Annotated in this window: 28 protein-coding genes; 14 read left to right on the forward strand and 14 right to left on the reverse strand. The window is 70.6% G+C overall.

Annotated elements, in window-relative coordinates; genetic code table 11:
- Positions 1–213: 213 nt before the first annotated feature.
- From deoC to J7E89_RS07950, 3 genes are read left to right on the forward strand one after another with little or no spacing between them, the layout of a single operon-like run.
- Positions 214–1,170, forward strand: coding sequence for a deoxyribose-phosphate aldolase (gene deoC / locus J7E89_RS07940; RefSeq protein WP_214970104.1), 957 nt, complete (start codon positions 214–216; stop codon positions 1,168–1,170).
- Between the two features lie 5 nt (positions 1,171–1,175).
- Complete coding sequence (locus tag J7E89_RS07945; RefSeq protein ID WP_214970108.1) at positions 1,176–2,612, forward strand: aldehyde dehydrogenase family protein; 1,437 nt, start codon at positions 1,176–1,178, stop codon at positions 2,610–2,612.
- Positions 2,605–3,495 (forward strand): aldehyde dehydrogenase, encoded by an 891-nt coding sequence (locus J7E89_RS07950; RefSeq protein WP_214970109.1) that lies wholly within the window; start codon positions 2,605–2,607, stop codon positions 3,493–3,495. The genes J7E89_RS07945 and J7E89_RS07950 overlap by 8 nt, the downstream gene beginning before the upstream one ends.
- A 79-nt stretch (positions 3,496–3,574) precedes the next feature.
- On the opposite strand, the gene J7E89_RS07955 is transcribed toward J7E89_RS07950, so the two are convergent.
- Positions 3,575–3,982: a hypothetical protein gene (locus J7E89_RS07955; protein ID WP_214970111.1), complete on the reverse strand. Its 408-nt coding sequence runs from the start codon at positions 3,980–3,982 to the stop codon at positions 3,575–3,577.
- 120 nt (positions 3,983–4,102) lie between these two features.
- Here J7E89_RS07955 and J7E89_RS07960 point away from each other — a divergent pair, with 120 nt between their 5' ends.
- Positions 4,103–4,732, forward strand: a complete 630-nt coding sequence (locus J7E89_RS07960; protein WP_308315377.1) for an ATP-binding protein — start codon at positions 4,103–4,105, stop codon at positions 4,730–4,732.
- 181 nt (positions 4,733–4,913) lie between these two features.
- On the opposite strand, the gene J7E89_RS07965 is transcribed toward J7E89_RS07960, so the two are convergent.
- Positions 4,914–5,663, reverse strand: coding sequence for a SigE family RNA polymerase sigma factor (locus tag J7E89_RS07965; RefSeq protein WP_214970115.1), 750 nt, complete (start codon positions 5,661–5,663; stop codon positions 4,914–4,916).
- Between the two features lie 179 nt (positions 5,664–5,842).
- Here J7E89_RS07965 and afsQ1 point away from each other — a divergent pair, with 179 nt between their 5' ends.
- The 5 genes from afsQ1 (at position 5,843) to J7E89_RS07990 (ending at position 9,590) form a co-directional block, all read left to right on the forward strand.
- Positions 5,843–6,520, forward strand: coding sequence for a two-component system response regulator AfsQ1 (afsQ1, locus tag J7E89_RS07970; RefSeq protein WP_176733210.1), 678 nt, complete (start codon positions 5,843–5,845; stop codon positions 6,518–6,520).
- Positions 6,517–8,061, forward strand: coding sequence for a cell wall metabolism sensor histidine kinase WalK (locus tag J7E89_RS07975; RefSeq protein WP_214970118.1), 1,545 nt, complete (start codon positions 6,517–6,519; stop codon positions 8,059–8,061). The genes afsQ1 and J7E89_RS07975 overlap by 4 nt, the downstream gene beginning before the upstream one ends.
- Entirely contained in the window at positions 8,058–8,663 is a 606-nt protein-coding gene (locus J7E89_RS07980; protein ID WP_308315378.1) for a hypothetical protein, read from the forward strand. The genes J7E89_RS07975 and J7E89_RS07980 overlap by 4 nt, the downstream gene beginning before the upstream one ends.
- A gap of 85 nt (positions 8,664–8,748) precedes the next feature.
- Entirely contained in the window at positions 8,749–9,297 is a 549-nt protein-coding gene (locus J7E89_RS07985; protein ID WP_308315379.1) for a VanZ family protein, read from the forward strand.
- A gap of 92 nt (positions 9,298–9,389) precedes the next feature.
- Positions 9,390–9,590 (forward strand): PspC domain-containing protein, encoded by a 201-nt coding sequence (locus J7E89_RS07990; RefSeq protein ID WP_214970129.1) that lies wholly within the window; start codon positions 9,390–9,392, stop codon positions 9,588–9,590.
- 78 nt (positions 9,591–9,668) lie between these two features.
- On the opposite strand, the gene J7E89_RS07995 is transcribed toward J7E89_RS07990, so the two are convergent.
- Complete coding sequence (locus J7E89_RS07995) at positions 9,669–10,097, reverse strand: ATP-binding protein (RefSeq protein WP_214970132.1); 429 nt, start codon at positions 10,095–10,097, stop codon at positions 9,669–9,671.
- A 125-nt stretch (positions 10,098–10,222) separates the two neighbouring features.
- The gene (locus tag J7E89_RS08000; RefSeq protein WP_214970135.1) at positions 10,223–11,377 is read right to left on the reverse strand and encodes an adenosine deaminase; all 1,155 of its coding nucleotides are present in this window, start codon (positions 11,375–11,377) and stop codon (positions 10,223–10,225) included.
- 102 nt (positions 11,378–11,479) lie between these two features.
- Here J7E89_RS08000 and J7E89_RS08005 point away from each other — a divergent pair, with 102 nt between their 5' ends.
- On the forward strand, positions 11,480–12,259 hold the full coding sequence (locus J7E89_RS08005; protein WP_214970138.1) for a S9 family peptidase: 780 nt from the start codon (positions 11,480–11,482) through the stop codon (positions 12,257–12,259).
- A gap of 335 nt (positions 12,260–12,594) precedes the next feature.
- Here J7E89_RS08005 and J7E89_RS08010 read toward each other — a convergent pair whose 3' ends face one another.
- Together J7E89_RS08010 and J7E89_RS08015 are read right to left on the reverse strand one after the other, a co-directional pair.
- Positions 12,595–12,879, reverse strand: a complete 285-nt coding sequence (locus J7E89_RS08010) for a hypothetical protein (RefSeq protein ID WP_214970141.1) — start codon at positions 12,877–12,879, stop codon at positions 12,595–12,597.
- Positions 12,880–12,954: 75 nt separating this feature from the next.
- On the reverse strand, positions 12,955–13,908 hold the full coding sequence (locus J7E89_RS08015) for a LysR family transcriptional regulator (protein ID WP_214970143.1): 954 nt from the start codon (positions 13,906–13,908) through the stop codon (positions 12,955–12,957).
- A gap of 62 nt (positions 13,909–13,970) precedes the next feature.
- Here J7E89_RS08015 and J7E89_RS08020 point away from each other — a divergent pair, with 62 nt between their 5' ends.
- Positions 13,971–15,290, forward strand: coding sequence for an MFS transporter (locus J7E89_RS08020; RefSeq protein ID WP_214970147.1), 1,320 nt, complete (start codon positions 13,971–13,973; stop codon positions 15,288–15,290).
- Between the two features lie 102 nt (positions 15,291–15,392).
- Positions 15,393–16,379, forward strand: a complete 987-nt coding sequence (locus tag J7E89_RS08025; RefSeq protein WP_214970150.1) for a sigma-70 family RNA polymerase sigma factor — start codon at positions 15,393–15,395, stop codon at positions 16,377–16,379.
- A gap of 189 nt (positions 16,380–16,568) precedes the next feature.
- Here J7E89_RS08025 and J7E89_RS08030 read toward each other — a convergent pair whose 3' ends face one another.
- The 3 genes from J7E89_RS08030 to J7E89_RS08040 form a co-directional block, all read right to left on the reverse strand.
- A complete protein-coding gene (locus tag J7E89_RS08030; RefSeq protein WP_214970153.1) occupies positions 16,569–17,432 on the reverse strand; it encodes a tyrosinase family protein in 864 nt (287 codons plus the stop codon).
- Positions 17,433–17,452: 20 nt separating this feature from the next.
- Positions 17,453–17,917, reverse strand: a complete 465-nt coding sequence (locus J7E89_RS08035) for a tyrosinase cofactor (RefSeq protein ID WP_214970156.1) — start codon at positions 17,915–17,917, stop codon at positions 17,453–17,455.
- Between the two features lie 142 nt (positions 17,918–18,059).
- Entirely contained in the window at positions 18,060–18,518 is a 459-nt protein-coding gene (locus J7E89_RS08040; protein WP_251060226.1) for a hypothetical protein, read from the reverse strand.
- 190 nt (positions 18,519–18,708) lie between these two features.
- Between J7E89_RS08040 and J7E89_RS08045 the strand changes: the two genes are divergently transcribed.
- Entirely contained in the window at positions 18,709–19,980 is a 1,272-nt protein-coding gene (locus J7E89_RS08045; RefSeq protein ID WP_214970161.1) for a cytochrome P450, read from the forward strand.
- A gap of 139 nt (positions 19,981–20,119) precedes the next feature.
- Positions 20,120–21,391 (forward strand): glycoside hydrolase family 26 protein, encoded by a 1,272-nt coding sequence (locus J7E89_RS08050; protein ID WP_214970163.1) that lies wholly within the window; start codon positions 20,120–20,122, stop codon positions 21,389–21,391.
- On the opposite strand, the gene J7E89_RS08055 is transcribed toward J7E89_RS08050, so the two are convergent.
- The 5 genes from J7E89_RS08055 to J7E89_RS08075 are packed head-to-tail and all read right to left on the reverse strand — an operon-like array spanning position 21,336 to position 26,964.
- A complete protein-coding gene (locus J7E89_RS08055) occupies positions 21,336–22,538 on the reverse strand; it encodes a GNAT family N-acetyltransferase (RefSeq protein ID WP_214970166.1) in 1,203 nt (400 codons plus the stop codon). The genes J7E89_RS08050 and J7E89_RS08055 overlap by 56 nt on opposite strands.
- Positions 22,538–23,257: a lipopolysaccharide biosynthesis protein gene (locus tag J7E89_RS08060; RefSeq protein ID WP_214970169.1), complete on the reverse strand. Its 720-nt coding sequence runs from the start codon at positions 23,255–23,257 to the stop codon at positions 22,538–22,540. The genes J7E89_RS08055 and J7E89_RS08060 overlap by 1 nt, the downstream gene beginning before the upstream one ends.
- Positions 23,254–24,435, reverse strand: coding sequence for a glycosyltransferase (locus J7E89_RS08065; RefSeq protein ID WP_214970172.1), 1,182 nt, complete (start codon positions 24,433–24,435; stop codon positions 23,254–23,256). The genes J7E89_RS08060 and J7E89_RS08065 overlap by 4 nt, the downstream gene beginning before the upstream one ends.
- Positions 24,432–25,190 (reverse strand): polysaccharide deacetylase family protein, encoded by a 759-nt coding sequence (locus J7E89_RS08070; RefSeq protein ID WP_214970174.1) that lies wholly within the window; start codon positions 25,188–25,190, stop codon positions 24,432–24,434. The genes J7E89_RS08065 and J7E89_RS08070 overlap by 4 nt, the downstream gene beginning before the upstream one ends.
- Entirely contained in the window at positions 25,180–26,964 is a 1,785-nt protein-coding gene (locus J7E89_RS08075) for a lipid II flippase MurJ (protein WP_214970176.1), read from the reverse strand. Before J7E89_RS08075 ends, J7E89_RS08070 begins: the two co-directional genes overlap by 11 nt.
- Position 26,965 lies beyond the last annotated feature (1 nt).

Below are 26,965 nucleotides of genomic sequence, written 5' to 3' on the forward strand. Positions count from 1 at the left end.
CCAGCCGCAAGGTCCCAGCCGCTCGCCGGCGCCCGCGCCTCAGCGGGCCCAGGCGCTGTGGGTCCCGTGCTGCCGTCGAGCAGCGGGAACGTACCCCCGCCGTAGTGCGCACGGCCGCTCCAGGAGACGGGGGTCCCAGGAGGTGGCCGTCCCGCTCATCCGCCCAGGGGCTGTACAGGTCGCTACGCGCGTAGATATGCTGCAGTGGTGACCATGCCCACCACTGCACCCGCATCCGCGTTCGCCGACGTGACCGCGTCCGACGCAGCGCTGCGCCGCTTCCTGCACGGGCTCCCCGGCGTAGACACCGTCGGCCTCGAAGCGCGCGCCGCGTCCCTCGGTACCCGTTCGATCAAGACCACGTCCAAGGCGTACGCCATTGACCTGGCCATCTCCATGATCGACCTGACCACGCTCGAAGGCGCGGACACCCCGGGCAAGGTCCGGGCGCTCTGCGCCAAGGGCGCCAATCCCGACCCGACCGACCGCACGACGCCGCGCGTCGCCGCGATCTGCGTCTACCCGGACATGGCAGCCACCGCCAAGGAGGCCCTGGCCGGCACCGGCATCAAGGTCGCGTCCGTCGCCACCGCCTTCCCGGCCGGCCGCGCAGCGCTCCCCGTGAAGCTCGCGGACGTACGCGACGCCGTGGCAGCCGGGGCCGACGAGATCGACATGGTGATCGACCGGGGAGCCTTCCTGTCCGGTCATTACCTGAAGGTCTACGAAGAGATCGTGGCCGTGAAGGCCGAGTGCGGCGACAAGGCCCGCCTCAAGGTCATCTTCGAGACCGGTGAGCTCTCGACGTACGACAACATCCGCCGCGCCTCGTGGATCGGGATGCTGGCGGGCTCGGACTTCATCAAGACCTCCACCGGCAAGGTCGGCGTGAACGCCACCCCGCCGAACACCCTGCTCATGCTTGAGGCCGTACGCGACTTCAAGGCGCAGACTGGAATCCAGATCGGCGTGAAGCCGGCCGGCGGCATCCGCACCACCAAGGACGCGGTCAAGTTCCTGGTGCTGGTCAACGAGACGGTCGGCGAGGACTGGCTCAGCAACGAATGGTTCCGCTTCGGCGCGTCCTCGCTGCTGAACGACCTGCTGATGCAGCGGCAGAAGCTGAGCACCGGCCGTTACTCCGGTCCCGACTACGTGACGGTGGACTGATCACCATGGCATCTGTATTCGAGTACGCACCCGCTCCCGAGTCCCGCTCGGTAGTCGACATCGCCCCGTCGTACGGCCTGTTCATCGACGGCGAGTTCACCGACGCGGCCGACGGCAAGGTCTTCAAGACGATCTCGCCGTCCACCGAGGAAGTCCTTTCCGAGGTAGCACGCGCAGGCACCGAGGACGTCGACCGCGCAGTGAAGGCGGCACGCAAGGCGTTCGAGAAGTGGTCCGCGCTGCCGGGCTCCGAGCGCGCCAAGTACCTCTTCCGTATCGCGCGGATCATCCAGGAGCGCTCGCGCGAGCTGGCCGTCCTGGAGACGCTCGACAACGGCAAGCCGATCAAGGAGACGCGCGACGCGGACCTCCCCCTGGTCGCCGCGCACTTCTTCTACTACGCGGGCTGGGCCGACAAGCTCGACCACGCGGGGTACGGCGCCAACCCGCGCCCCCTGGGCGTGGCGGGCCAGGTCATCCCCTGGAACTTCCCGCTCCTCATGCTGGCGTGGAAGATCGCCCCGGCGCTCGCGACGGGCAACACGGTCGTCCTGAAGCCCGCCGAGACGACCCCCCTCTCCGCTCTCTTCTTCGCGGACATCTGCCGCCAGGCGGGCCTGCCCAGGGGCGTCGTCAACATCCTTCCCGGTTACGGGGAGGCGGGCGCCGCGCTCGTCGAGCACCCGGACGTCAACAAGGTCGCCTTCACGGGCTCCACGGCCGTAGGCAAGGCGATCGCCCGCCAGGTCGCGGGTACGAAGAAGAAGGTCACCCTCGAGCTGGGCGGCAAGGGCGCGAACATCGTCTTCGACGACGCCCCCATCGACCAGGCCGTCGAGGGCATCGTCACCGGCATCTTCTTCAACCAGGGCCAGGTCTGCTGCGCGGGCTCGCGCCTCCTGGTCCAGGAGTCGATCCAGGACGAACTCCTCGACTCCCTGAAGCGCAGGCTCTCCACGCTCCGCCTGGGCGACCCGCTGGACAAGAACACCGACATCGGCGCCATCAACTCCGCCGAACAGCTCGCCCGTATCACCACACTCACCGAGACCGGCGAGGCGGAGGGCGCCGAGCGCTGGTCCGCGCCCTGCGATCTCCCGTCCTCCGGCTACTGGTTCGCGCCGACGCTCTTCACGAATGTCACGCAGGCGCACACCGTCGCGCGCGACGAGATCTTCGGCCCGGTGCTGTCGGTGCTGTCGTTCCGTACGCCCGACGAGGCCGTCGCCAAGGCCAACAACAGCCAGTACGGCCTGTCGGCAGGCATCTGGACGGAGAAGGGCTCGCGGATCCTCGCGGTCGCGAACAAGCTCCGCGCGGGTGTGGTCTGGGCCAACACGTTCAACAAGTTCGACCCGACCTCGCCCTTCGGCGGCTACAAGGAGTCGGGCTTCGGCCGTGAAGGCGGCCGTCACGGCCTGGAGGCGTACCTCGATGTCTGACCGCTTGACTGTCCTCAAGACCTACAAGCTGTACGTCGGGGGCAAGTTCCCCCGGAGCGAGAGCGGCCGGGTGTACGAAGTGACGGACTCCAAGAGCCACTGGCTGGCGAACGCCCCTCTGGCCTCCCGCAAGGACGCCCGTGACGCGGTCGTCGCGGCGCGCAAGGCGTTCGGCGGCTGGTCGGGCGCGACGGCGTACAACCGGGGCCAGATCCTCTACCGCATCGCCGAGATGCTGGAGGGCCGCAGGGACCAGTTCGTACGCGAAGTGGCGGACGCGGAGGGCCTGTCGAAGTCGAAGGCGGCCGTGGTCGTCGACGCGGCGATCGACCGCTGGGTCTGGTACGCGGGCTGGACCGACAAGATCGCCCAGATCGTCGGCGGCGCGAACCCGGTAGCGGGCCCGTTCTTCAACCTCTCCACTCCCGAGCCCACCGGCGTCGTCACCGTCGTCGCCCCCCAGGAGTCGTCTTTCCTGGGCCTGGTCTCGGTGATCGCCCCGGTGATCGCGACGGGCAACACGGCCGTCGTCATCGCCTCGGAGAAGTCTCCGCTGCCCGCGCTCTCCCTCGGCGAGGTCCTGGCCACGTCCGACCTGCCGGGCGGTGTGGTCAACATCCTCACCGGGCGTACGCGCGAGATCGCGGCGCCGCTCGCCGCGCACCAGGACGTCAACGCGATCGACCTCTCTGGCGCGGACGCCGACCTGGCGCGCGATCTGGAGATCGCCGCGGCGGACAACCTCAAGCGGGTTCTGCGTCCACAGCCTGTGGACGGCGACTGGTCGGCCGACCAGGGCACGCACCGCCTGACGGCGTTCCTCGAAATGAAGACGGTCTGGCACCCGACGGGCTCCTTGGGCGCGTCCGGCTCCGCCTACTGATCCCCATGCGGATGGCCCCGTCCCGCTTTCGGCGGTACGGGGCCATCCGCATGCCCGCACTAATGCATGCCCACCTGGTTCAGCCCGGCAGCATCCCCGCCGCCTGACCCACCAGCGGCATTTCCCGCACCGCGTTGCCCTGCGTGAGCGGGGCGGTGAGCGGCTTCGTGCTGAGCGGCTGGAAGTCGGCGACCTGTGTGCCCAGTCCGTTGTCCAGCGGGTCCACGCCCGTCCCCGCCAGCGGGTTCAGATGGAAGTCCTTGACCGGGGCGAGCGCACCGGCGCTCGCGGCGTCGAGCGCGCCGGGCATGGCCGCCGGATCGAGGTTCTCCAGCGGTACGTCGATCCCGGCCTGCTGCGGGGCGGGAGGCGGGGCCGCGTGCGCCGCACCACCGCCGGCGGCAAGGGCCGTACCGGCCGCGGCGACGGCCAGACCTGCGCGCAGCAGCGCGCTCCGCTGGGACTTGGGACCTGCTTCACGTGCCATGGGATTCCCGCCTGAGTGAGTAATCGTGAGCGCACGCAGAGTAGTTGAGGTGTGACGCTCGATACCAACCACTCCGCGGTGGGGTCCCCCGACCGGCTCAATGCCGCAGAATGGTTCCCCGTGAGTTCATCCCCCCTTCCCACGCGCGTCGTCCTGCTGACCGGCCCCTCCGGTTCCGGAAAGTCGTCGCTCGCCGCCCGTACGGGTCTGCCCGTGCTGCGCCTCGACGACTTCTACAAAGAGGGCGACGACCCCACGCTTCCGCGGGTCACGGGGAGTACGGACATCGACTGGGACTCGCCGCTGTCCTGGGACGCGGACGCCGCCGTCGCGGCGATCGAGGAGCTGTGCCGTACGGGGCGTACGACGGCCCCGGTGTACTCCATCGCCACCAGTTCGATCGTGGACAAGGAAGCGCTGGACATCGAGCGCACGCCCTTGTTCGTGGCCGAGGGGATCTTCGCGGCGGACATCGTGGCGCGCTGCGAGGAGCTGGGCGTACTGGCTGACGCGCTCTGCCTGTGCGGGCGGCCGGGGACGACGTTCCGGCGGCGGCTGCTGCGGGATTTGCGGGAGGGGCGGAAGTCCGTTCCCTTCCTGCTGCGCAGGGGGTGGCGGCTGATGCGGGCCGAGCGGGCGATCGTCGGCCGCCAGACGGCTCTCGGTGCGCACCCCTGCGCGAAGGGCGAGGCCCTGGGCCGCCTCGCCGCCGCCGCAGCGGGCCGCCACCGCACCCCGGCCGCACGCTAGCCGCTGCCGGGGCTTACCGGGGCTTCCGCCCCAGAGCCCGCTCCTCAAACGCCGGAGGGGCTGAAGAACGCACAGTGCGGCGGGGTCGTACAGGCTCCCCCGCCTGTACGACCCCGCCGCACTTTCCCCCGTACGTTCCGCCGTCTCCCCCGAAACAGCGGCCCCCGTACCCCCCGTACCTTCAGGCCACCAGCTCGCCGAAGGACTCTTCCTCGTCACGGCCGAAGCTGAGGACCTCGTCCTCGCGCAGCCGGCGCAGGGAGCGCCAGATGCTGCTCTTGACCGTGCCGACACTGATGTCGAGGATGTCCGCGATCTCCGGGTCGGTGCGGCCCTCGTAGTACCGCAGGACCAGCATCGTCCGCTGGAGTTCGGGCAGCCGGGCGAGCGCCTGCCAGAGCACGGCGCGCAGTTCGGTGCCGCGCATCGCGTCCGTGTCGTTCGCCGTCTCCGGCAGTTCCTCGGTCGGGTATTCGTTGAGCTTGCGCCTGCGCCAGGCGCTGATGTGCAGGTTCGTCATGGTGCGGCGCAGATAGCCGCCGACCGCCGCCTTGTCGCTGATGCGGTCCCAGGCGCGGTACGTCGAGAAGAGGGCGCTCTGCAGCAGGTCCTCGGCCTCGTACCGGTCGCCGGTCAGGTGGTAGGCGGTCGCGTACAGGGAGGCGCGGCGCTCCTGGACGTAGGCGGTGAATTCCGCCTCCGACGCCGAAGCCCCGTCCCCCGTGGCCTCCCGGTACGCCGCTCCCCCGTATCCCCCGTTGCCCCCCGCAGAGGCGGCCGGCACGGCAGCCACATGCATGGTGGTCTGCGTGCGCTGACGCCCGATGGTGCGAGCGCACCCCCGCCCACCCGCACCGGACTCGGTGCTCCGCGTGACGTCGTGGAGCCGCGTGACAACTGCGCTGGAGGTGGTGCTGTGCAGTGCGTTCATCTCGCGCCCCCCGTCGGTGGAGTCCGGTGCTGTGCGTTGCGGTGCGTTGCTGTCCGTGTGCCATTGAGCTTGCCCTGGCTGTTTCATCGGGGTGTCCGCCGACTGTCACAGGCGTGTCACAGGGATGGGAGCGCTCCAACTGTCGAACTAGTCCTCCCCCATGGGCCAGAATGGCCCCTGTGCCTTTCCTGTTGCTGATCGAGGACGACGACGCCATCCGCACGGCCCTCGAACTCTCGCTGTCACGCCAGGGCCACCGAGTGGCCACCGCGGCGACGGGAGAGGACGGCCTGAAACTGCTGCGCGAGCAGCGGCCGGATCTGATCGTGCTGGACGTGATGCTGCCCGGCATCGACGGATTCGAGGTGTGCCGGCGCATCAGGCGCACCGACCAGCTGCCCATCATTTTGCTGACCGCGCGCAGCGACGACATCGATGTGGTGGTCGGCCTGGAGTCGGGCGCCGACGATTACGTCGTCAAGCCGGTGCAGGGTCGGGTCCTTGACGCCCGTATCCGCGCGGTACTGCGGCGGGGCGAGCGGGAGGCCAACGACGCCGCCGTCTTCGGCAATGTGACCATCGACCGGTCCGCCATGACGGTCACCAAGAACGGCGAGGACCTGCAGCTCACGCCGACTGAGCTGCGGCTGCTCCTGGAGCTGAGCCGCCGCCCCGGACAGGCGCTGTCGCGGCAGCAGTTGCTGCGGCTGGTGTGGGAGCACGACTACCTCGGTGACTCCCGGCTGGTGGACGCGTGCGTGCAGCGGCTGCGGGCCAAGGTCGAGGACGTACCGTCGTCGCCGACTCTCATCCGTACGGTCCGTGGCGTCGGCTACCGCCTGGACTCGCCTTCGTGAGCGCTGCCCGGGAGAAGTCCCCGCAGGCGGGGCCACGCTGGACCAGTCTGCGCCTGCGGCTCGTCGTCGTCTTCGCCCTGGTGGCGCTGACGGCCGCCGTCGCCGCGTCGGGCATCGCGTACTGGCTCAACCGCGAGGCGGTGCTGACCCGCACCCAGGACGCGGCGCTGAACAACTTCCGGCAGGAGATGCAGAACCGCGCGGCCACGCTGCCGCTGCGGCCGACGCAGCCCGAACTCCAGGCCGCGGCGACGCAGATGGCGGCCGGCGGCAGCCCCGGCTACAGCGTGCTGCTCGTCGACGAGCGGGAGCCGGGCAAGCCGATCGCGGGCACTTCGGACATCGACGCCCTGACGCTCGACGACGTACCGCAGGAGCTTCAGGACGCGGTGAACCGGCGGCAGAAGGTCACGGATGCCAACGAGTTTCCGTACCACCTGTACTGGGTGCGCATCAGCCCGAAGGGCAAGCCGCCGTCCCTGGTCGCGGGCACGAAGGTGATCGGCGGCGGACCCACCGGTTACATGCTGACCTCCCTGGAGCAGGAGCGCGACGACCTGAACTCGCTGGCCTGGTCCCTCGCCATCGCCACCGCGCTCGCCCTGCTGGGCTCGGCGCTGCTCGCGCAGGCGGCGGCGACGACCGTACTCAAGCCCGTGCAGCGGCTCGGGGACGCCGCGCGGCGTCTCGGCGAGGGCCAGCTCGACACCCGGCTGCGAGTGTCGGGGACGGACGAACTGGCCGAGCTGTCACGGACCTTCAACAAGACCGCGGAGTCGCTGGAGAAAAAGGTCGCGGACATGAGCGCGCGGGAGGAGTCGAGCCGCCGCTTCGTCGCCGACATGTCGCACGAACTGCGGACCCCGCTGACCGCGATCACCGCCGTGGCGGAGGTCCTTGAGGACGAGGCCGACAACCTCGACCCGATGATCGCGCCCGCCGTACACCTGGTGGTGAGCGAGACGCGCCGGCTCAACGACCTCGTCGAGAACCTGATGGAGGTGACCCGCTTTGACGCGGGTACGGCCCGCCTCGTCCTCGACGACGTCGACGTGGCCGACCAGGTGACCGCCTGCATCGACGCCCGCGCGTGGCTGGACGCGGTGGATCTCGACGCCGAGCGCGGCATCATGGCGCGCCTCGACCCACGCCGCCTCGACGTCATCCTGGCGAACCTGATCGGAAACGCGCTCAAGCACGGCGGCTCCCCGGTGCGGGTGTCGGTGCGGCCCGTCGACCACGACCTGCTCATCGAGGTACGGGACCACGGCCCCGGCATCCCCGAGGACGTACTGCCGCATGTCTTCGACCGCTTCTACAAGGCCAGCGCGTCGCGGCCGCGCTCCGAGGGCAGCGGGCTCGGCCTGTCCATCGCCATGGAGAACGCGCACATTCACGGCGGGGACATCACCGCGGCCAACTCGCCGGAGGGCGGCGCGGTCTTCGTACTGCGGCTGCCGCTCGACGTGTCACGGTCGGCGGACGACGAAGGTCAAGAGGGCGACGGTTTGAGGGAGGGCGAGGAGTGCGAGGACCAGTGAAGCGCAGGCTGACCCGTTGCGCGGCCCTCGCCGCGCTGTGCGTCGCGCTCGCCGGGTGCGGGATCAGGACCACTTCGGTGCCGGTCGACGCGGGCGCCGCGCCGTCCCGTGTGCCGTGCGAGCTGCCGCCGCAGGACTCCGCCGGTGAGGCGGCGCCCGGCGTACCGCTCCAGGTGTATCTGGTCTGCGGCGCGCAGCTGGTCTCGGTGGACCGGGCGGTGCGGATCGCCGAGGAGAAGCTGTCCGACCGGGTGCGGGTCGCGCAGACGCTCCTCGACGAGCTGAAGAAGGAACCGTCGGACGAGGAGAAGCAGGCAGGTTTCTCCACGGATGTACGGGAGACACTGGCCGTTTCCGGGGCGCGCAAGGGCGATCCCCGGAACACGCTGCGGCTGAGCAGCCAGCCGGAGGACCTGCCGACGCACGCGCTGGCGCAGATCGTCTGTACGTACGCGGACAGTGCGGCGGCCGGACCCGACCGGTCCGTGCTGCTCGGCGGTCCTTCCGACGACGCCGTGCGCGGTTACCAGTGCACGGCCGCGCTCAAGGCCCGCCCCGAATCGGTGCTGCCTACGCTGGGTGAGATCCGTCCTTCACGCTGACCGGGCCGGTCGGCGCGCCTGCCCGGCTCGTCACACTGTCTCTCCAGGCGGAACCGATCCTGCCGGTCCCCGCGTCTTGGGGGGCGTGCGTCATGGCTCGGACGGCAGCGCCGTCATCCTCCGCTTCCGCGCGGCGGGAGGTTTACTCCTCGCCGCGCATCTGCTGCTCGTCGCGTTACTGACGTTGCGCCCCCTGGACGTCCCCTGGGTGACCGCACCCAACTTCCAGCCGCTGGCCGGCATCGAGGCGGACCTGGCACTCGGTCCCGCCCGGGCTGCGCGGCGTATCTGCGAGGGACTTCTGCTGCTGGCGCCGCTGGGCGTACTGCTGCCGATGGCGGGGGGCCGGCTCCAGGTGTCGCCGGTGGCCTCGCTGGCCCGTACGGCCCTGGCCGGGGGACTGTTCTCGCTGGGGATCGAGCTGCTCCAGACCGGGGTGCCGGGCCGGGTCGTCGATGTGGACTCGCTGCTGCTGAACACGGCCGGGGTGGCGCTGGCGCATCTGGCGGTCGTACCGATGGGGCGGGCTCGGCTGCGCCGCATGCAGCGGCGGGTACCGGACCGTGTCCTGCGCCGGGACGAGGCGTCTCAGGGGGCTACCCCGACGATTCCCAGGGTCGGGATCGCCCCGTAGAGCGACGCTTTGGGCGGGTCTCGGCGAGCAGTATTGAGGTATCGGGAGGCACACCGGAAGTGACCCCCGGACCAGCTCACGAGGAGCCCGCCATGACCGCCCTTGTCCGCCCCCGTAACGGCCGAGTGATCGGCGGAGTGTGCGCTGCGCTGGCGCGGCGCTTCGGTACCTCGGCGACCACGATGCGAGTGATCTTCGTGGCTTCGTGTCTGCTGCCCGGGCCGCAGTTCCTGGTGTACCTGGCGCTGTGGGTGTTCCTGCCCAGCGAGAACACCGCGAAGACCGCCTGGTAATTCGGCGTACGACCTTACGACCACGAAGGGGCGCGCACCGGAATCGATTCCGGTGCGCGCCCTGGCGCATGCGGTGTGTCAGCCGCCGAGGACGGGCAGCGCGCCCGCCGGCAGCCCGCCGATCAGGCCCTTGACCGGGTCGGCGCTGCGGGCCGCGCCCTTGTGGGCCGCGCCCTTGTGGGCCGCGCCCTTGTGGGCCGCGCCCTTGCGGGCCCCGCCCTTTCCGCCGCCCGTCGCGGCCTTGGACGCGGCGTCGCCGGCGGTCTTCGGCACCGTGGTGGCAGCCCCGGTGAGCGCGTTCTCCGCACCGGTCAGCGCCTCGGGAGCTCCGCCGGGGAGCTTGGTGGCCACGCCCTGCACGGGCAGCGTCGTGGTGGCGGAGCTCAGCGCGCCCAGGTCGGGTACGGCCGGGACGGCCGGCGCCGCGGAGGCGCTGCCGGCGGCGGCAGCGGCGAACGCGGCACCGAGAGCGGCGACACCGAGGGTCTTGGCAGCAGACTGCTTCATGAAGAGAACGTCCTCGCAAACGGGGATGGGGAGCGGCTCTGCAAGCTAGCCACGCCCCGACTCCGCCGCAAACACGCGAATGCGGCCGGGAATTGACGTTCCCGGCCGCATTCGGTGCGGTGCGCTTAACCTCGGGTGGGGGAAGAACCGCTGGTCGTGGCGGTCTGCCGGAACAGCCATTCGGATTTCAACTCGGCGTATCCGGGCTTGATCACGTCATTGATCATGGCAAGGCGTTCGTCGAAAGGAATGAATGCTGATTTCATCGCATTGACCGTGAACCACTGCATGTCGTCGAGCGTGTAGCCGAAAGCGTCGATCAGGTGCTCGAACTCGCGGCTCATGCTGGTGCCGCTCATCAGCCTGTTGTCGGTGTTGACCGTGGTGCGGAAGTGCAGCTTGCGCAGCAGGCCGATGGGGTGCGCGGCGTACGAGTCGGCCGCGCCCGTCTGGAGGTTGGACGTCGGGCACATCTCCAGCGGGATGCGCTTGTCGCGCACGTACGCGGCGAGGCGGCCCAGCGTGACGCTGCCGTCGGCGGCGACCTCGATGTCGTCGATGATGCGTACGCCGTGACCGAGCCGGTCGGCGCCGCACCACTGGAGCGCCTGCCAGATGGAGGGGAGCCCGAAGGCTTCACCGGCGTGGATCGTGAAGTGGTTGTTCTCGCGCTTGAGGTACTCGAAGGCGTCGAGGTGGCGGGTGGGCGGGAAGCCCGCCTCGGCGCCGGCGATGTCGAAGCCGACGACGCCGTTGCCGCGGTAGCGGTTGGCCAGCTCGGCGATCTCCAGGGCGCGGGCGGCGTGTCGCATGGCGGTCAGCAGGGCGCCGACGCGGATCCGGTGGCCGTTCGCCTTCGCACGGCGCTCGCCCTCGCGGAAGCCGTCGGTGACGGCCTCGACGACCTCTTCGAGGGTCAGCCCCTTCTCCAGGTGCTGCTCGGGGGCGTACCGGACCTCGGCGTAGACGACGCCGTCCTCGGCGAGGTCCTCGGCGCACTCGGCGGCGACGCGGAAGAGCGCGTCACGCGTCTGCATGACGGCGCAGGTGTGGGCGAAGGTCTCCAGGTATCGCTCGAGCGATCCGGAGTCGGCGGCCTCGCGGAACCAGATGCCGAGCTTGTCGGCGTCCGTCTCGGGAAGGGCCTGGTAACCCGCCTCGCGGGCGAGATCGATGATCGTGCCGGGCCGCAGACCACCGTCGAGGTGGTCGTGGAGCAGCACCTTCGGGGCGCGGCGGATCTGGTCCGCGGTGGGCGTGTTGGGGGTCTCGCTCGTCATCTGCGCACTCTAGCGCCTACGCGCGTAGATCGCCTCTGTCGATACGTAACAGTGACCGTGCGGACTGGTGGAGTACATCTGTGCTTCTGAGACTGTTCTGTCATGGCACAGCAAGCAATCCCGGTTTCCGGGGCCGCCCGATTGGGCCGGCCGGTCGGAGCGGCCCGAGTGGCCGGGGGCGGTGACCGCACGGTGGGCGGCGTGGTCCTGCTCCTCCCCGCCGGTGAACCGATGTCGGCGCGCAGACCGTCGCCGCTGTCGTACGCCGGCGTACGGCCGCTGGCGCGGAGTCTGGCCGCGGCGGGGCGGGCGGAGGGGCTCGTCGCCCACGTCGTCCGCTACCGCGGCCGCGGCTGGAACGGCTCGGACGCGCGGCTCGCGGCCGATGCGACGTGGGCGGCGGACGAGGTCGTACGGCGCTACGGCGACGTACCGGTGTGTCTGGCGGGGATCGACATGGGCGGGCGGGCGGCGCTGCACGCGGCGGACCACCCGGCCGTGACCTCGGTGCTGGCGGTCGCGCCGTGGCTTCCGGACGACGATGTGGCGGCGGCGGAGGAGCCGGTGAAGCAGCTGGCCGGGCGTCATGTGCTGATCGTGCACGGCACGAATGACGAACGTACCGATCCGGAGCTGTCGTACCGGCTGGCGGAGCGGGCGAAGAAGGTCAACCGCGACACGTGCCGCTTCGAGGTCCACTCGGACGGCCACTCACTGCGCCAGCACCGGCCGGAGGTCCTGGCGCTGGCGCAGGATTTCGTCCTCGGAGCCCTCTTCGGCCGCGGCTTCGCCCGCCCGGTAGCCGACGCCCTGGCCGCACCGCCACCGCTGGGCTTGCGCATGCCGTTGGCCTCCGGCTTCGGCCACTCGCTACGGCGGTAGCACTCCCGACCGGCTCCCGCTGCGCGGGGCTCTTTCCCCCACCCCGCCCCTTCCCGCTGTGACACTTTGCGGCTCCGCCGCGTGGGGTGGCAAGCCCCCAAGCCCCCAGACAACACGGACGCCCTGCGGGCGTGTCCTCAAACGCCGGACGGGGGCTGGGTGGTTACCGCAACGCGGGCTGGAGGGTTGCCGCAGGGCCCGGTCTTGCGGCTCTGGCCGCAAATCCCGCGCCTGCCCTCACATCCAGCCCCTCCGGCGTTTGAGGACCGGGGCCTGGGGCACCCGCCCCAGTTCGGGAAGGGGCGGGTGGGGAAGAGCCCCGCAGGGCACCCCCGTCACCCTTCCTCGGCCACCTCCGCGACCCACCCGTACGGAAGCTCCGCGCCGTCCAGGGTGATCGCCTCCACCGCGCGTGTGCGCGGATCGATGTCGGCCGCGACGCCGGCGCCCTCGTAGCGGGGGTAGCCGGACGCCCCGGTACCGCCAGTCGCTTCCACGACCGCCGTCCGCAACGTGGACCCATGGTCCGGATGACCGTCCGCATCCGCAGCCCGGGGCTTGATCTCGACCGTATAGCGGGCGGGCGGAGACGGCGGCTGCGGAGTGGTCGGCGTAGGCATGGCGTCGACGCTAGCGCCGCCCCCCGCCGTCCGCCCCGTACGACGCGCGCCCCGCGCGACCCTCTGCCGTACGCGTCACTCCGGGAGCAAGTGGCCCCTGCGCGACAGCAGGAAGTGCTTGAAGGCCGCCACCGGCGGTGTGTCCGGGTGGCCGTCCAGCCACGCGACTCCGATCTCGCGTACGGCGCGCGGGGCCGTCACCGTCAGTTCCCTGACGCCGGGGCGGGCCACCGCCGGGGGCGGCAGCAGGGCGACGCCCAGGCCGGCCGCCACGAGGCCGCGCAGCGTCTCCGCCTCCTCGCCCTCGAAGGCGACCCGCGGCTTGAAGCCCGCCTCGGCACACAGGTCGTCGGTGATACGACGCAGCCCGTAGCCGGGTTCAAGCGTGACGAACGCCTCGTCGGCCGCCTCCGCGAGCCGCACGCGCTTTCGTGTGGCCAGGCGGTGGTCGTCCGGAACGACCAGGCGCAGCCGCTGCTCGTCGATGCGGCGGGCGACCAGGTCGGGGGCGTCGGGGACGGGGGAGGTCAGGCAGAGGTCGAGGTCGCCGGCGCGCAGCCGCTCGATCATGGCTTCGCCGTAGTTCTGTACGAGCTGGAAGCGGACCTTGGGATGGTCGGCGCGGAAGGCGCGGATCAAGCCGGGGACGGTTTCCGAGCCCATGGTGTGCAGGAAGCCGAAGGCGACCTTGCCGGTCGCGGGGTCGGCGTCGGCCCGTACCGACTCCGCCGCCCGCTCGACCTCCGCCAGTGCACGCTCGACCGTCGTGAGGAAGGTGCGGCCGGCGGGGGTGAGGGCGACCGTGCGGCCCTTGCGGGCGAACAGGGCGACGCCCAGGTCCTCCTCCAGCCTGACCATGGCGCGCGAAAGCGTCGACTGCGGGACGCCCAACTCGTGCGCCGCGCGCGTGACGTGCTCGTGGCGGGCGACCGCCGCGAAGTGGGCGAGGCGCGGCGCGAGTACCTGCTGAATGTCTTCTTCGTAACTGCTGGGTGACAGGCGGGGCCGTGAGCTCGGGTTATGCAGCATGGGATTGATTATCGCGGGTTTGTGCATTGGACGCATGAAGCGGCTGTGTCTACGTTCGATGCATGCCTCCTGCCAGTACCAAGGCGTCCACCACCCATGTGGACGCCGACGCCGTTGTTGACATTGACACCGACTCCCGTCTCGCCCCCTCCGCGCCCGGCTACCGCCGGATGAGCTTCGCGCTCTTCGCCGCCGGGGTCGCGACGTTCGCCCTCCTCTACGCCACCCAGGCGCTGCTGCCGCTGATCTCCGCCGACTTCGGCGCGAGCGCGAGCGCCGCCAGCTGGACCGTCTCGGCCGCCACGGGTGCGCTGGCCCTGTTCGTACTGCCGATGAGCGCGCTCTCGGAGCGCTTCGGGCGCAGCCGGATGATGACGGTCTCGCTGACGGTCGCCGTCGCGGTCGGCCTGCTGGTTCCGTTCGCGCCCTCGCTGGAGTGGCTGGTGGCGCTGCGCGCGGTGCAGGGCGCCGCGCTGGCCGGTGTGCCGGCCTCCGCGATGGCCTTTCTGGCGGAGGAGGTACGGCCGAAGGCGCTGGTCGGAGCGATCGGACTGTTCGTGGCGGGCAACTCCATCGGCGGGATGAGCGGCCGCATCGTCACCGGCTGGGCGGCCCAGCTGTGGGACTGGCGCGCGGCGCTGGCCGCCGTCGGCCTGATGTCCGTGGTGTGCGTGGTGGTGTTCTGGCTGATGCTGCCGAAGGCCCGCCACTTCACGCCCGGTTCGCTGAACCCCCTGGCGCTGGCGAAGACGGTCCGCGGTCACCTGGCCGACCCACTGCTGCTGCGCCTGTACGCGATCGGCGCGCTCTTCATGACGGTCTTCGGCGCGGTCTACACGGTGATCGGCTACCGGCTGGTCGAGGCTCCCTTCAGCCTCCCGCAAGGCGTCATCGGGTCTGTGTTCCTGGTGTATCTCGTCGGTACGGTCTCCTCTGCGGCGGCCGGAAAGCTGGTCGCCCGCCTGGGCCGCCGGGGTGCGCTGTACCTGGCGGTGTCGACGACGGCGGCCGGTCTGCTGCTGTCGGTGGCCGACGCGCTGGCGGCCGTCCTGGCGGGCCTGGTGCTGATCACCGCCGGGTTCTTCGCGGGGCACGCGGTGGCGTCGTCCTCGGTGAGCCGTACGGCGAAGACCGGCCGGGCGCAGGCATCCGCGCTCTACCAGTCGGCGTACTACCTGGGCAGCAGCGTCGGCGGCACGCTCGGCGCGGTGGCCTTCCACGCCGGGGGCTGGGCGGGGACCGTGCTCCTCGGGCTGGTCGCGGTGCTCGGGGTCGTATCGATCACGCTGTACGGCACCCGGGTCGCCCGGGTCGAACAGCGGCAGCTCGTGGCGCTGCGGACGAGCCGGCCGAGTCTCACGGGTGGCGTCGCGCGCGTCTGATACGTCCGGCGGGGCGGGTTTCCCCAGGTGGGCCCTGAATGTCAGTGGCGTCCGGTAACTTCCGAAGTGCTGGTGCCAAAGGCGGCGAGTGGGGTGGACCCGATGAGTGATGTCGTGACGACGCAGGACCTGGATTCCCGGCTGGAGAAGCACCGGACCGAGCTGACCGGGTACTGCTACCGGATGCTGGGATCCGCCTTCGAGGCGGACGACGCCGTGCAGGACACGATGGTCCGGGCCTGGCGGAATTTCGACAAGTTCGAGGGTCGGTCGTCGCTGCGTTCGTGGCTGTACCGCATCGCGACGAACGTCTGCCTCGACATGCTCAACGCGGGCAATCGCAGGGCCCGCCCGATGGATCTGACGGCCGCGACGCCGGTGGCGCAGGCCGCTCTCAACTCCCGCCCCGAGGTCACCTGGCTGGAGCCGGTGCCGGACGGGCGGGTGCTGCCTTCGGTGGCCGACCCGGCGGAGACCGCCGTGGCGCGGGAGAGCGTGCGGCTGGCGTTCGTCGCCGCGCTCCAGCACCTGCCGCCGAAGCAGCGGGCGGTGCTCATCCTGCGCGAGGTGCTGGCCTGGAAGGCGAGCGAGGTCGCGGAGCTGCTGGAGACCACCGTCGCCTCGGTGAACAGCGCGCTCCAGCGGGCCCGCGCGACGATCGCCGAGCACGGCTCGCAGGAGACGGACACCGCGAATCCGCTGGACGAGGAGCAGCAGAAGCTGCTGGAGCGGTACGTCGCGGCCTTCGAGGGGTACGACATGACCGCCCTCACGGCGCTGCTCCATGAGGACGCCACGCTGTCCATGCCGCCGTACGACCTGTGGCTGCGGGGACACGACGACGTCGTCGGCTGGATGCTGGGCGTCGGCGAGGTCTGCCGGGGCTCGAAGCTGGTCCCGGTCGTGGCCAACGGCACGCCGGCCTTCGCCCACTACCACCCGAGCCAGTCGGGCGACGGCAGCTTCGAGCCGTGGGCGCTCACGGTCATCGAGATCGTGGAGGGCAAGGTCAGCGGGATCACGTCCTTCCTGGACACGAAGCGCTGGTTCCCGCTCTTCGATCTGCCGCCGCGCCTCGAAAAGGAGTAGGAGCGGGAAGTGCGTATTCGGGGCCAAGGGAGAAATCACTTCGGACCACCCGCATTCCGAAGATTTACCTTTCGATCCGTTACTGCCCTCCTATTGCCGCGTTGAAGGAAGGTAAAGGCCGCAAGACCTGCGGTCGACCTGCGCGAACCCATTCCCTTCAGGTATGGGGAGGCCGCGGTTGTGCCGGTGCTAGGTGTAGCGGTAGATGCGGCTGTGGTCGAGGAGTTGCGCGGGCGGCACGTTCCATGGAGGCATCGGTTCGTCGAGGCTGAAGACCCGTCCGCGCTGCGGATCGGACCCGGTCAGCTTCTCGCGCGGCAGATAGCCGGAGCTGGGGTGCGCCTGCTGCCAGCGGTCCCAGAGCAGGTCCATGAAGGCGTGGTGGAGCCAGAAGACCGGGTCGTTGGGCGAGGCGGCGCCCAGCATCACACCGCCGACCCAGCGGTGGACCCGGTTGTGGTTGAACGCCGTGGCGGTGCCGCCGGGCCGCCCCCATCCCTCGATCTTGTTACGGAAGCCCTTGGTCGCGGTGGAGTTCCACGGCGCGGCGTCGTAGAGCGGGTCGCTCAGCGCCTTCGCCACATCCTGCCTGGTGGGCAGCGAGACGGGGGCGGAGGGCCGGCCGAAATTGCGGGTGAGGTAGGCGCCGTCGCTGACCGATGCGCGAATTTCCCAGTTTCCGGTGGCGTGGGCGAACGGTCCCGTCATCACCTTCTGGTCGCCGGCCCGGCCGTTGCCCCCGAGGAAATCCTCCGCCCACAGCGACGCGGCGGGAGTGTTGTCCTTCGTCCAGTCCCAGTACGGAACCGACACCCCCGGATCAACGGCCTGCAAGGCGCGTTCGAACTCCAGGAGGAAGCGGCGGTGCCACGGGAAGAAGGAGGGGGTCATATGGCCGACACGTGGCCCGGGCTCGTCGTCGGTGACGTAGTACTGGCCGTGCAGGGTCACGAACTCGTCGTACCGCCCCGAGCGCTTCAGCTCCAGGAGCGCACCGACCAGACGATTCTTCTCCGTACGGGTGAGATCGCGCTGGTTCTTCCGGGTGTACACCGCTGTTGGCCCTCCCCTGTTCAGAGGCTGTGCACGGGGGACGCCGACAGCTGGGCGTCACCCAGCTCGTCCACCGCCGCACGTGCCGCGTCGAGCAGTGTGGGGAACGACTCATAGTGGTTCACCAGGCTCAGGTAGCTGCCGTCGGCGCGCCGCATGACGTGCAGCGGCCGGCCGTCGATGCGTACCTCGGCGTCCCGTACGGCGGCGACGGTCATGGCGTCACCGACGGCGCGTACGCGGCCGGCTGCCCCCGCGGGCAGCGTGACCCTGGCGGTCCCCTGGATGTGCCGGCCGCGGTACGTCTCGGCGAATCGCTCCAGCGCCGGTCCTGCCGCGCCTCCCGGCCTCTTGGTGAGGATCGGGGCGAGCGCCCCCGCGGTGCCCGCGATCACGCCCATCGCGAAGACGCCGCGCAGCAGAATGCGGCGGGTCAGGGAATCCCCTCGCAAGGTCGCTGCGCTTCCGCGCGTGATCAGGCCCATGCCGAATACCCCTTGTCCCTCGCCTTGGTCCACTCTTTCGATGTGCCCATGCCTCGGTGTTGACAACGACCCCGCGGCGAAACAGTTCTCGCTGGCGGGCGGCCGGCGCCTGTGAGGGACGCCGGCCACCGGACGCGCGGCCTCAGCCCATGATCAGTACGGCGGCAGGCGTGCCCCGCAGCATCGGCGGGGCCACCCCGAGCTCGGGCAGTACCGGCTCGGGCAGCCCCGAGAGGTGCTCGCCGGGCGCCGACAGCGGCGCGCCCACAGTGGCGCCCGGCGCCTTCAGCATCAGCTCAGAGGCTTCGGAAACGGCGCGCAGCGCGCCCAGGTTGCCCTCCCCCAGCGGGTCCTTTACGGGGAGCCCGACCTCCGTCTCCGGCAGCTCGGCCGTGAACGGCACCGCGGGCAGCGTCTTCTCCGGCAGGAGCCGGCCGGTGACGTAACGCGGCCCGTCGGGTACGCCGGGCACGGGCACCGGCACTCCGGTGCGCAGCTCGGGGGCCTCGACCGGCAGGACCCGCTCCAGGCGCTCCAGCGGCAGGTCGACCGGCGCCGACGTGCCGGCGGCGGCGGGAGAAGCCGCCGCCGCGGTCGCCATGCAAGCCATGAATGCCGCCGTGACAGAGCCTCGGGTGGTCAACTTCATTGATACGTACGTCCCCTCTGATTCGCAGACACGCGGTTGCTCTGCAAGAACGAGCCAAACGCCCGAACCAGTGCATAGTTCCCCCGTCCGCAGCAACCGACTCGGGCCAGAACAGCCGCCCGAGCTCACGAAGGGTGTGGGTATGAACATCCCGACGCAGGCGTCCACGCAGCACATGCTGCGGGCGCACAACGCCGATCTCGCCGATCCGTTGTTCTGGCAACTGCCGCGCTCCGAACGACTGAAGGCCTTCGCGCTGCTGCGCGGGCTCGACGCCCCGGTGCGTTTCGGGGAGAGTCCGGGCAACGGTTTCTATGCGCTGGTGAAGCACGCGGACGTGATGGAGGCAAGCCGGCAGCCGCGGCAGTTCGCGAGCGCTCCTGGCGTCACCACTCCGGAGCCGGCCGCCTGGGCGAAGGCCGTCTTCGGGAACTCCATGGTCAACATGGACGGCTCCGAGCACGCCACGATGCGCAAAATCGTCTCCCGCGCCTTCACGCCGCGTCTGCTCGCCGCCGCGGAGGAGGACATCCGCGCCGTCGCCAGACGTGTGGTGGACGAGATGATCGACCGGCGGCCGCACGACTTCGTCACGTCGGTGGCTTCCCGTATGCCGTTCGAGGTCATCTGCAACCTGATGGGCATCCCGGAACGCTACCGCCCGGAGATCGCCGACCGGGTGAACCACGCGTCCGAGAATGTCGGCGTGAAGCGTGGCCTGCGGGCCAGGCTGCGGGTGCCGGGGCGCGGTCTGCGGGCCCTGGCCCATATGCAGCTCGTCATGGCGAAGCTCGCCCGTGAGCGCCGCCGCCGGCCCACGGACGACCTGATCTCGGCGCTGGTACGCGCAGACGTCGACGGGGCCGGCCAGTCGCTCTCCTCCCGTCAGCTCGGCGCCTTCTTCTCCCTGCTGCTTGTCGCCGGGGTGGAAACCACCCGTAACGCGATCGCCCACGGGCTGGCGCTGCTGACCGAACACCCCGAGCAGCGCGACCTGTTGGTGTCCGACTTCGACCGGTACGCCGACGGGGCGGTGGACGAGATCGTCCGCCACTCGACGCCGATCATCCAGTTCCGCCGGACGGTCGTTGCTGAATGTGCCCTGGGTGGACGGGAATTCCACCCAGGCGAGAAGGTGGTGCTCTTCTACGCTTCGGCCAATCGCGACGAAGCGGTGTTCACACATCCCGATGTCTTCGACATCACACGCGACCCGAATCCGCATCTGGGATACGGCGGCGGCGGGCCACATTACTGCCTGGGGTCACATCTGGCCCGGCAGGAGATGAAGGCCCTGTTCCACGAGTTGCTCACCCGGCCGCGGGATCTGCGGGCGGTGGGAATGCCGGAACTCGTCGACTCGAATTTCGACAACCGGGTCCGCGCCCTGCGTTTCGCCTTCGACCTGTCCTGAGGAATTTCACCCGAGTGGCCGACTTCGAGGGAATCCGTATCGCCAATGGCCTACTGACCGGCATGCAAACAGCCCATTAGTAAAACTTTCTGCCTACTGTCGGACGCGTCGGTAAGAACGACCGATCGTAGGAGGAGTCATGTCCAAGAGGCGCCGTCTCACCGGCACCTGCATCGGGACGGTTGCCATAGGTCTCGTCGTTGCCGGTGGCGTTCTCGGAGGAAAGGCGGCTGAAGCAGCGCCGCCCACCGAAAGCACCTCTGAGAATCCGGAGAATCCCCCGCCCGCCATTGGTGCGTATCTGGACTACGGGCCGGACGGCGTGACACGGATGGCTGAACTGTCCCAGTGGCTGGGCGGTGCGGAACTCTCGGTCGGGCACACCTACCTGCCGGGCGATGTCTGGGAGAACATCGAAGGCCGCCCCGGCTTCCTGCGCTCCTGGGCGGACTGGCGGCGCGGTGCGGACGACCGCATATTCGTCCTCAACGTGCCCATGCTGGAGCGGAACGAGGAGCGCCCCTCCGACGACGAGGTCCGCGAGCTCCTTCAGGAGGGCGCCGGGGGCGGCTTCGACCACCACTACCAGAAGCTGGCCACACGCCTGGTGGAACTGGGCGTACCGGACACGGTGATCGTCCTCGGCTGGGAGATGAACGGCACGACGTACGCGCATCGCTGCGGACCGGACCCCGAGGCCTGGAAGACGTACTGGAATCGGATCGTCGCGGCCATGCGGTCCGTTCCGGGCCAGAAGTTCCGCTTCGACTTCGCCCCGAACCGCGGCCTCGACGCGATCCCGTGGACCGAGTGCTATCCGGGCGACGATGTCGTGGACATCATCGGCATGGACGCGTACGACCAGCCTCCCGGCGACACCTTCGACCAGCAGGTGTCGGATCCGTACGGGCTGCAGAAGCAGGTCGACTTCGCCGCCGAGCACAAGAAGGCGATCTCCTATCCGGAGTGGGGACTCTTCCGCAACGGCGACAATCCGGAGTACATGAGGCGGATGCTCGACTGGATGGACGAGCACAAACCGCTGTACCAGACCATCACCGACTACTGCCCGCACGGCGTCTGGCAGTGCGCCGAGAACCCGCAGTCGTCGGAAGTCTTCCGCTCGAAGCTGTTCGGGTGGCAGCCGCCCGTGAGGCAGCCTGACACCGAGACGCCCGGCACGCCAACGCCCGCGCCCACCCCGCCCCAGGCCCCCACTCCGCCCCTGCCGAAGCCCGCGGAGACCAAGCCGGTCAGGCCCACGCCGACCGACCCTCCGGGAAAGCCGGACTCCGACAAGGAATGGTGCGTGCCCATCGAAATGGGCGAATGGATCAACCGGTGGGTGCAGGACTTCACGGTCTGTGTGAAGCCCGGGACCCCGGAGCACTGGAAGCACCGGAACCCCTGACGGCCCCGTCCGCCCGCCAGCTGTTCACCCGGTCACGCCAGTCACGCGCCGCCGGAAAACGTGTGGTCACGGTCTCGGCGGCCCGGTCCCGCATGGTCACCTGCGACTCACGCACGCGCAGCAGGGGTTCCAGGGCGGGCCGGGCCAGCAGCAGCCGCTGGTTGGTGACCGTCGTCGGCCGCCAGTGGTTCTTGTACGGTTCCGACCCGCGCAGCAGGCTCAGCACGCCGCGGCCCGAGGCCAGGTGCGCCTCGTGGCGCAGCAGCATCGTCGTCACGTCCACCTTCTTGTCCCGGAGTGCCGGATCGGCGCCGTACAGGTAGCCGCCGGACAGGAGGCCCGACTGGAGCGTCATGCTCACCGCCACCACCTCGCCGTCCAGCCGGAACTCCGTGACCGCCGCGTCACCGTCCCGCAGCATCCGCCGCGAGGCGCGCACCAGATGCTCGGCGAATCGCGGTCTGAGGTGTTCCACGTTGACGCCGCGGCCCCGCCACTGGAGTTCGTGCAGGTGAAGGAGGCGGCCGATGGCTCCAGGTACGTCGGGCTCGGGTACCTCGCGCTCCTCGATCTTCAGCGCGTCGATCTTGCGCAGCTTTGCCCGTACGCGCTGGGCCCGGCTGGTCTGCATCCGCTTGAGGAGGTCGTCGATCGGCTCGGCGGGCAGCTCCATGCACGTCGAGTCCGTGAGGTGGGCCCGGGCGCCGGTCCATCGCTCGTACAGCAGCTCGGCCGCCGCCCCGGGGCGTACCTCCCGGAGGTCGATCACGGCCTGGCGGGCCGCGCGGTCGAGTCCGCGTTCCAGTGCGGTGATGGCGTTCTTTGTCTCGTTGTCGTCGACGAGTACGTCGGAGAAGTCCGAGATCGCGCCGCCGATGGGGACGAGCAGCGGCATCGGGCGGTGCACGAGCATCAGCGGCGCCGCGCCGATCAGCCGGCCGTCGCGGCGGGCCAGTACGACGCGGAGCCGGCCGTTCGTGCCGTACGAGAGCCACCACGAATGGAGCCAGGCGTGGCTCTGGAACGGCGTGGCGGCGGCGCAGCGGCGGTGGAGCCCGTCCCACGCCTGCTGGAGCGCGGCGAACCGGGCGGGGTCGCGGCACAGCGTGACGGTGAGGCCCCTGTCCCGCTGGTCGCCGGGCGCCATCACACCAGCTCCCGCTCGGCGTTGGCGTTGGCGTTGGCGTTGGCGTTGGCGTTGGCCGTGGAGGGTGCGGGCACCGATGCCGTCCTGCGGGGGCGCCTGGGCCGTACGAGGAGCGCCAGTCCGCCGATCAGGCCGCCGGTGCTCCCGCCGACGGCCGCGCTGAGCGGGACCGAGGGGGAGACCGGCTCGGCCGGCGCGATCGCCCGGGAGAAGACGAGCAGCTTCACGCCGGTGTTCTTGGAGATGTGGTTGCTGCTGACCAGGACGGCTTCGGCCACGGCGTTGGCGATGTCCGCCGCCGCCGCCGGCTTGGCGGCGGTGCCGGTGATCGCGATCATCGGCGAGTCGGGGGAGGTCTGGGTACTGACCTGTGTACGCAGGGCCTTCGGCGGCACTCCGGCGGCCACGCGCGCGTACGCGAGGGTGGAGTCGCTGGTGGTGATCCGGCCGTACGCCTGGGCGTAGCCGAGGGCCGCGTTGGGCTCGGTGCCCTTGGCGGGGACGGCTACCGCATAGCTGGTGGCGGCGTACTGCGGGGTCTTGAGGACGCCGTACGACACTCCGCACATCGTGCCGAGGAGGGCGCAGACGGGGACGGGCCACCAGACGGGGAGGGAGCGCGCTTTGATTTGTTGTCCGGTCTTCGTGAGGAGCCGGCTGATCCGTCCGGGGGCGGCGGGCTGCGGCTGCTGCTGCGGCTGGTCGGGCGACTCGGTCATTGGTGTGTTTCTCTCCTGGTCGAGGGAGTTGAGGGGGCGGAGGAAGCGGAGGTGAGGGCGTGTTCGTATACGTCCATGAGGCGTGCGCTGCTGCGCGTGATGTCGTAGTGGCCGACGGCCGGCGGCGGAACCAGGCGCCGTGCACCGCCCTCCAGCTGCCGGCGCAGAGCCGCCGTCAGCTCGCCGACGTCGCCGCTGATGCGCCGGGCGCCGGGTGCGTGGCCCGGGGGCAGGTCGTCGATGGCGGGGCAGGCCCGGTGGAGTACGGGCAGGCCTGCGGCCAGGGCCTCCACCACGGCCAGGCCGAAGGCCTCCTCGCGCGACGTCGAGACGAAGACGTCGACTGCGCAGAGCATCGCGGGGACTCGAACGCCGGGCGTACGGCTGCGGGTCTTCGCGACGCCGCCGGTGTCGCCGGAGCAGTCGCCCAGGAAGCGGATGCGGTCCGTGGCTCCCAGGCGCGCGGTCAGCGTGCGCAGTGCGCCTGTCTCGGGGCCGTCACCGGCCAGCAGGAGCCACGCGCCGGGCAGGGCCGCGACCGCACGGACCAGCACGTCGAACCGCTTGCCGGGGACGAACCTGCCCACCCCGCCCACGACGAACGCGTCTGCGGGGACGCCCAGTTGCGCGCGGGTGGCGAGGCGGCGCGCGGCGTCGAAGCGGAAGTGTGCGGCTTCGATGCCGTTGGGCACTACGTGGATGCGCGCGGCCGGTACGCCCCAGTCGCGCAGGCGCCCGGCGACGGTGGCGGAGACGGCTACGGTGGCGGAGCCCAGGCGTTCGGTGCCGAGGTACAGCGCGCGGGCGCCGCGCGTGAGCGGGCGGCCCTCGATCTCCGTCTGCCCGAGGGAGTGTTCCGTGGCGACCGTGGCCTTGACCCGGGCCAGCCGTGCGGCGATCCGCCCGTAGACGCAGGCGCGGTACAGGTGCGTGTGGACCAGGTCGTACTTCCCGCGTCGGATCAGGTTCGTCAGCGCGGGCAGGGCCTTGAGGTCCCGGTTGCCCTTTATCCCCAGGTGGGCGACCCGGACGCCGTCGGCGCGCAGCCCGTCGGCCACCGGGCCCGGGTTCGTCAGCGTAACGACGTCGCAGGGTACGGGCAGGTGCCGTAGCAGCAGGCGCAGTTGCTGTTCGGCGCCTCCGGTGCCCAGTCCGGTGATGATGTGCAGTGCCTTCATCGGCCGAGACCCCGTACGGCGAAACGGTGGCGCAGGCGCTTCGCCCGGAGGCGCAGGCCGCGGTCGGCGTGGCTGATGTGCGTTCTGGGCAGGGCGTACGGGCCGAGCAGTGGGTCGGCGGCGATCGCGAAGCCGTAGGTGTAGCCGGCGGCGCGTACCGCGTCGGCCACCCGGTCGTCGACGATGCCGTACGGGTAGCAGAAGCTGTCCGGGGCGGTGCCGGTGATTTCGCGGAGCAACTCCCGGCTGTGGAGAGTTTCCTGGCGCAGGTCGGTGTCGGACAGTGCGGTGAGGTTCTGGTGGTAGAGGCCGTGCGAGCCGATCCGCATGCCGGCTGCCGCGGCCGTCCGGATCTCCTCCGCCGTGAGCAGCCGCGTGCGCGGGCCCAGCGCGTCCCACTCGTTGGAGCCGCCGCAGAGGCGGGGCAGGACGAACACCGTCGCCGTGAACTCGTGCCGGCGCAGCACCGGCAGCGCCTCGTGCAGGAAGTCGGCGTATCCGTCGTCGAAGGTCAGTCCGACCAGGCGGCCGGCGCGGCCCGCCGCGTGGGCTCGCAGGAGTGTGCCTACGTCGACTCCGCTGAGTCTTCGGCGGCGCAGCCAGGTCAGGTGCCGGTCGAGGCGGTCGCGGGCGACGGTGATGCCGTACGGGTCGTCCGCCGGGTCGGCCACCGAGTGGTACATCCAGATCCATGGGTGGGGGTGGGGGATCAGTGCCCGGTGTTCGGCGCTGTGGGTCGACGTGTCAGTGGCCATGGCGGAACCTCTGTCGGGTTTGGGTCAGCAGGTGAACGGCCTCCGGAGCTCTTACCGCGAGTCCGCAGAGGACGAATACGGTCGGGACGAGGACGCAGCCGACGGCCAGGCTCAGGAGCGGGTCCGACACCCTCGGTGCGGCCGCCGCGCCCGCCGTGGCCGCCGCTGCCGCCGCGAGCATCAGGCGGCCGAGGGAGGCGGTGATGGTCTTTACCCGTACGGGGACGACACGCGAGCCGAGGCCGGTGAGCAGGAGCAGCGCCGTCGTGCTGATGCCGACGGCGTTCGCCGCCGCGATGCCGTGTACGCCGAAGCTGCCGACCGCTGCGGCGCCTGTGGCGGTGGTGACGACCAGGCCCGCGGCCATGGCGGCGGCCGGGTACCAGGTGGGGCGGCTGGTGGAGAAGAACGGCCTGCTCAGGGCGCCTACCAGGCAGTGGCCCAGGAGGCCGACCGCGTACACCCGCATGACGGTTGCCGTGGTGGCTGTGTCCTGGGCGTCGAACGCGCCGCGTTCGAAGAGCACTTCGATGATCTGCGGCGCGTAGCCGAGGACCAGCGCTGTCCCCAGGAGGACGACCATTGCGGCCAGGGCCAGGTCTCGTTCCACCCTGCGTCGGGCTCCTTGTTGGTCTCCTTCGGCCATGGCTCTTGCTACGACGGGATACGTCACCGTGCAGATCATGAGCGACAGCACCATCGGCATCTGCGCGACCTTCTGCGCGTAGTTCAGGTGCGAGATGGCGCCGCCGGGGAGGGGCGACGCGAGGAAGCGCTCTACCAGGACCTGGGCCTGGCGGCTCACCGCGAAGAGGACTACGGGGGCCAGGACGGCTGTGCCCAGGAGTGGGGGGATTGTGGTGCGGGGGTGGGGGTGCCGGCGCAGGTGGGGGCGGCCGGGCCAGTGGGGTTTTACCAGGCTGAGGAAAGTGGGGAGTTGGGTCAGGATCATCAGGAGGCTGCCCGCGGCCACCCCGGCTGCGGCTGCTCGTACGCCCCAGAGGGAATGCAGCGTGAGCATCGTGACGATGATGCCGAGGTTGTACGCGGCGTAGACGCCGGCCGGTTGCCAGAACCTGCCGTGTGCGCGCAGGGCGGCGCTGAAGTATCCGGTGACGCCGAAGGTCAGTACGGTCACCGCTGTGAGGCGGGTGCAGTCGGTGGCCAGTTGGGGGTTGCTGAAGCCCGGTGCGAGGACCTTGACGATCCAGGGTGCGCCCAGGATCAGGGCTCCGGCTACGCAGGAGAGCAGGGCGAACAGCCGGGGCAGGGTGGCCAGGACCAGCGCCCTTACGGCGTCGCGCTGGGCGGCGCGGCGGGCGATGGCGTGGCTGAAGGCGGGGACCAGCAGCAGCGCCATCGCGTCCTCGATGAGGAGGGTTGACGCCATCTCGGGCACGGTCCAGGCGATCAGGAAGGCGTCGCTGTCGACGCTCGCGCCGAAGAGGTGGGCGATGGCCTGGTCCCGTACCAGCCCCAGCAGCGCCCCTGCCGCGGTCAGGCCGGCGGTGACGGCAGCGGCCCGCGCCAGAAACCGGCCCAGCTTCGGCGGATGGGGCTCCCGGGGCTCTGGGGTCGGTGCCGCGCCGTGGCGTCTCCTCGGACGCCGAACGTTCGGGTACTGCGTTGTTCCTTCGGGCTTGTTGCGTTCGGCGCCCTGCGGGGAGCGCCCCGGCACGTCCCCTCCTGGCACCGTGACTTCTGCCGCCGCGGCGTCGGGTGTCCTGCCGGAGGCTGTCGCGGCTGTGGGTGATGCTGAACTGCTCGTGGTCATC

Source organism: Streptomyces sp. ISL-100, from assembly GCF_018614615.1.
In the GTDB taxonomy this organism is placed as follows: domain Bacteria; phylum Actinomycetota; class Actinomycetes; order Streptomycetales; family Streptomycetaceae; genus Streptomyces.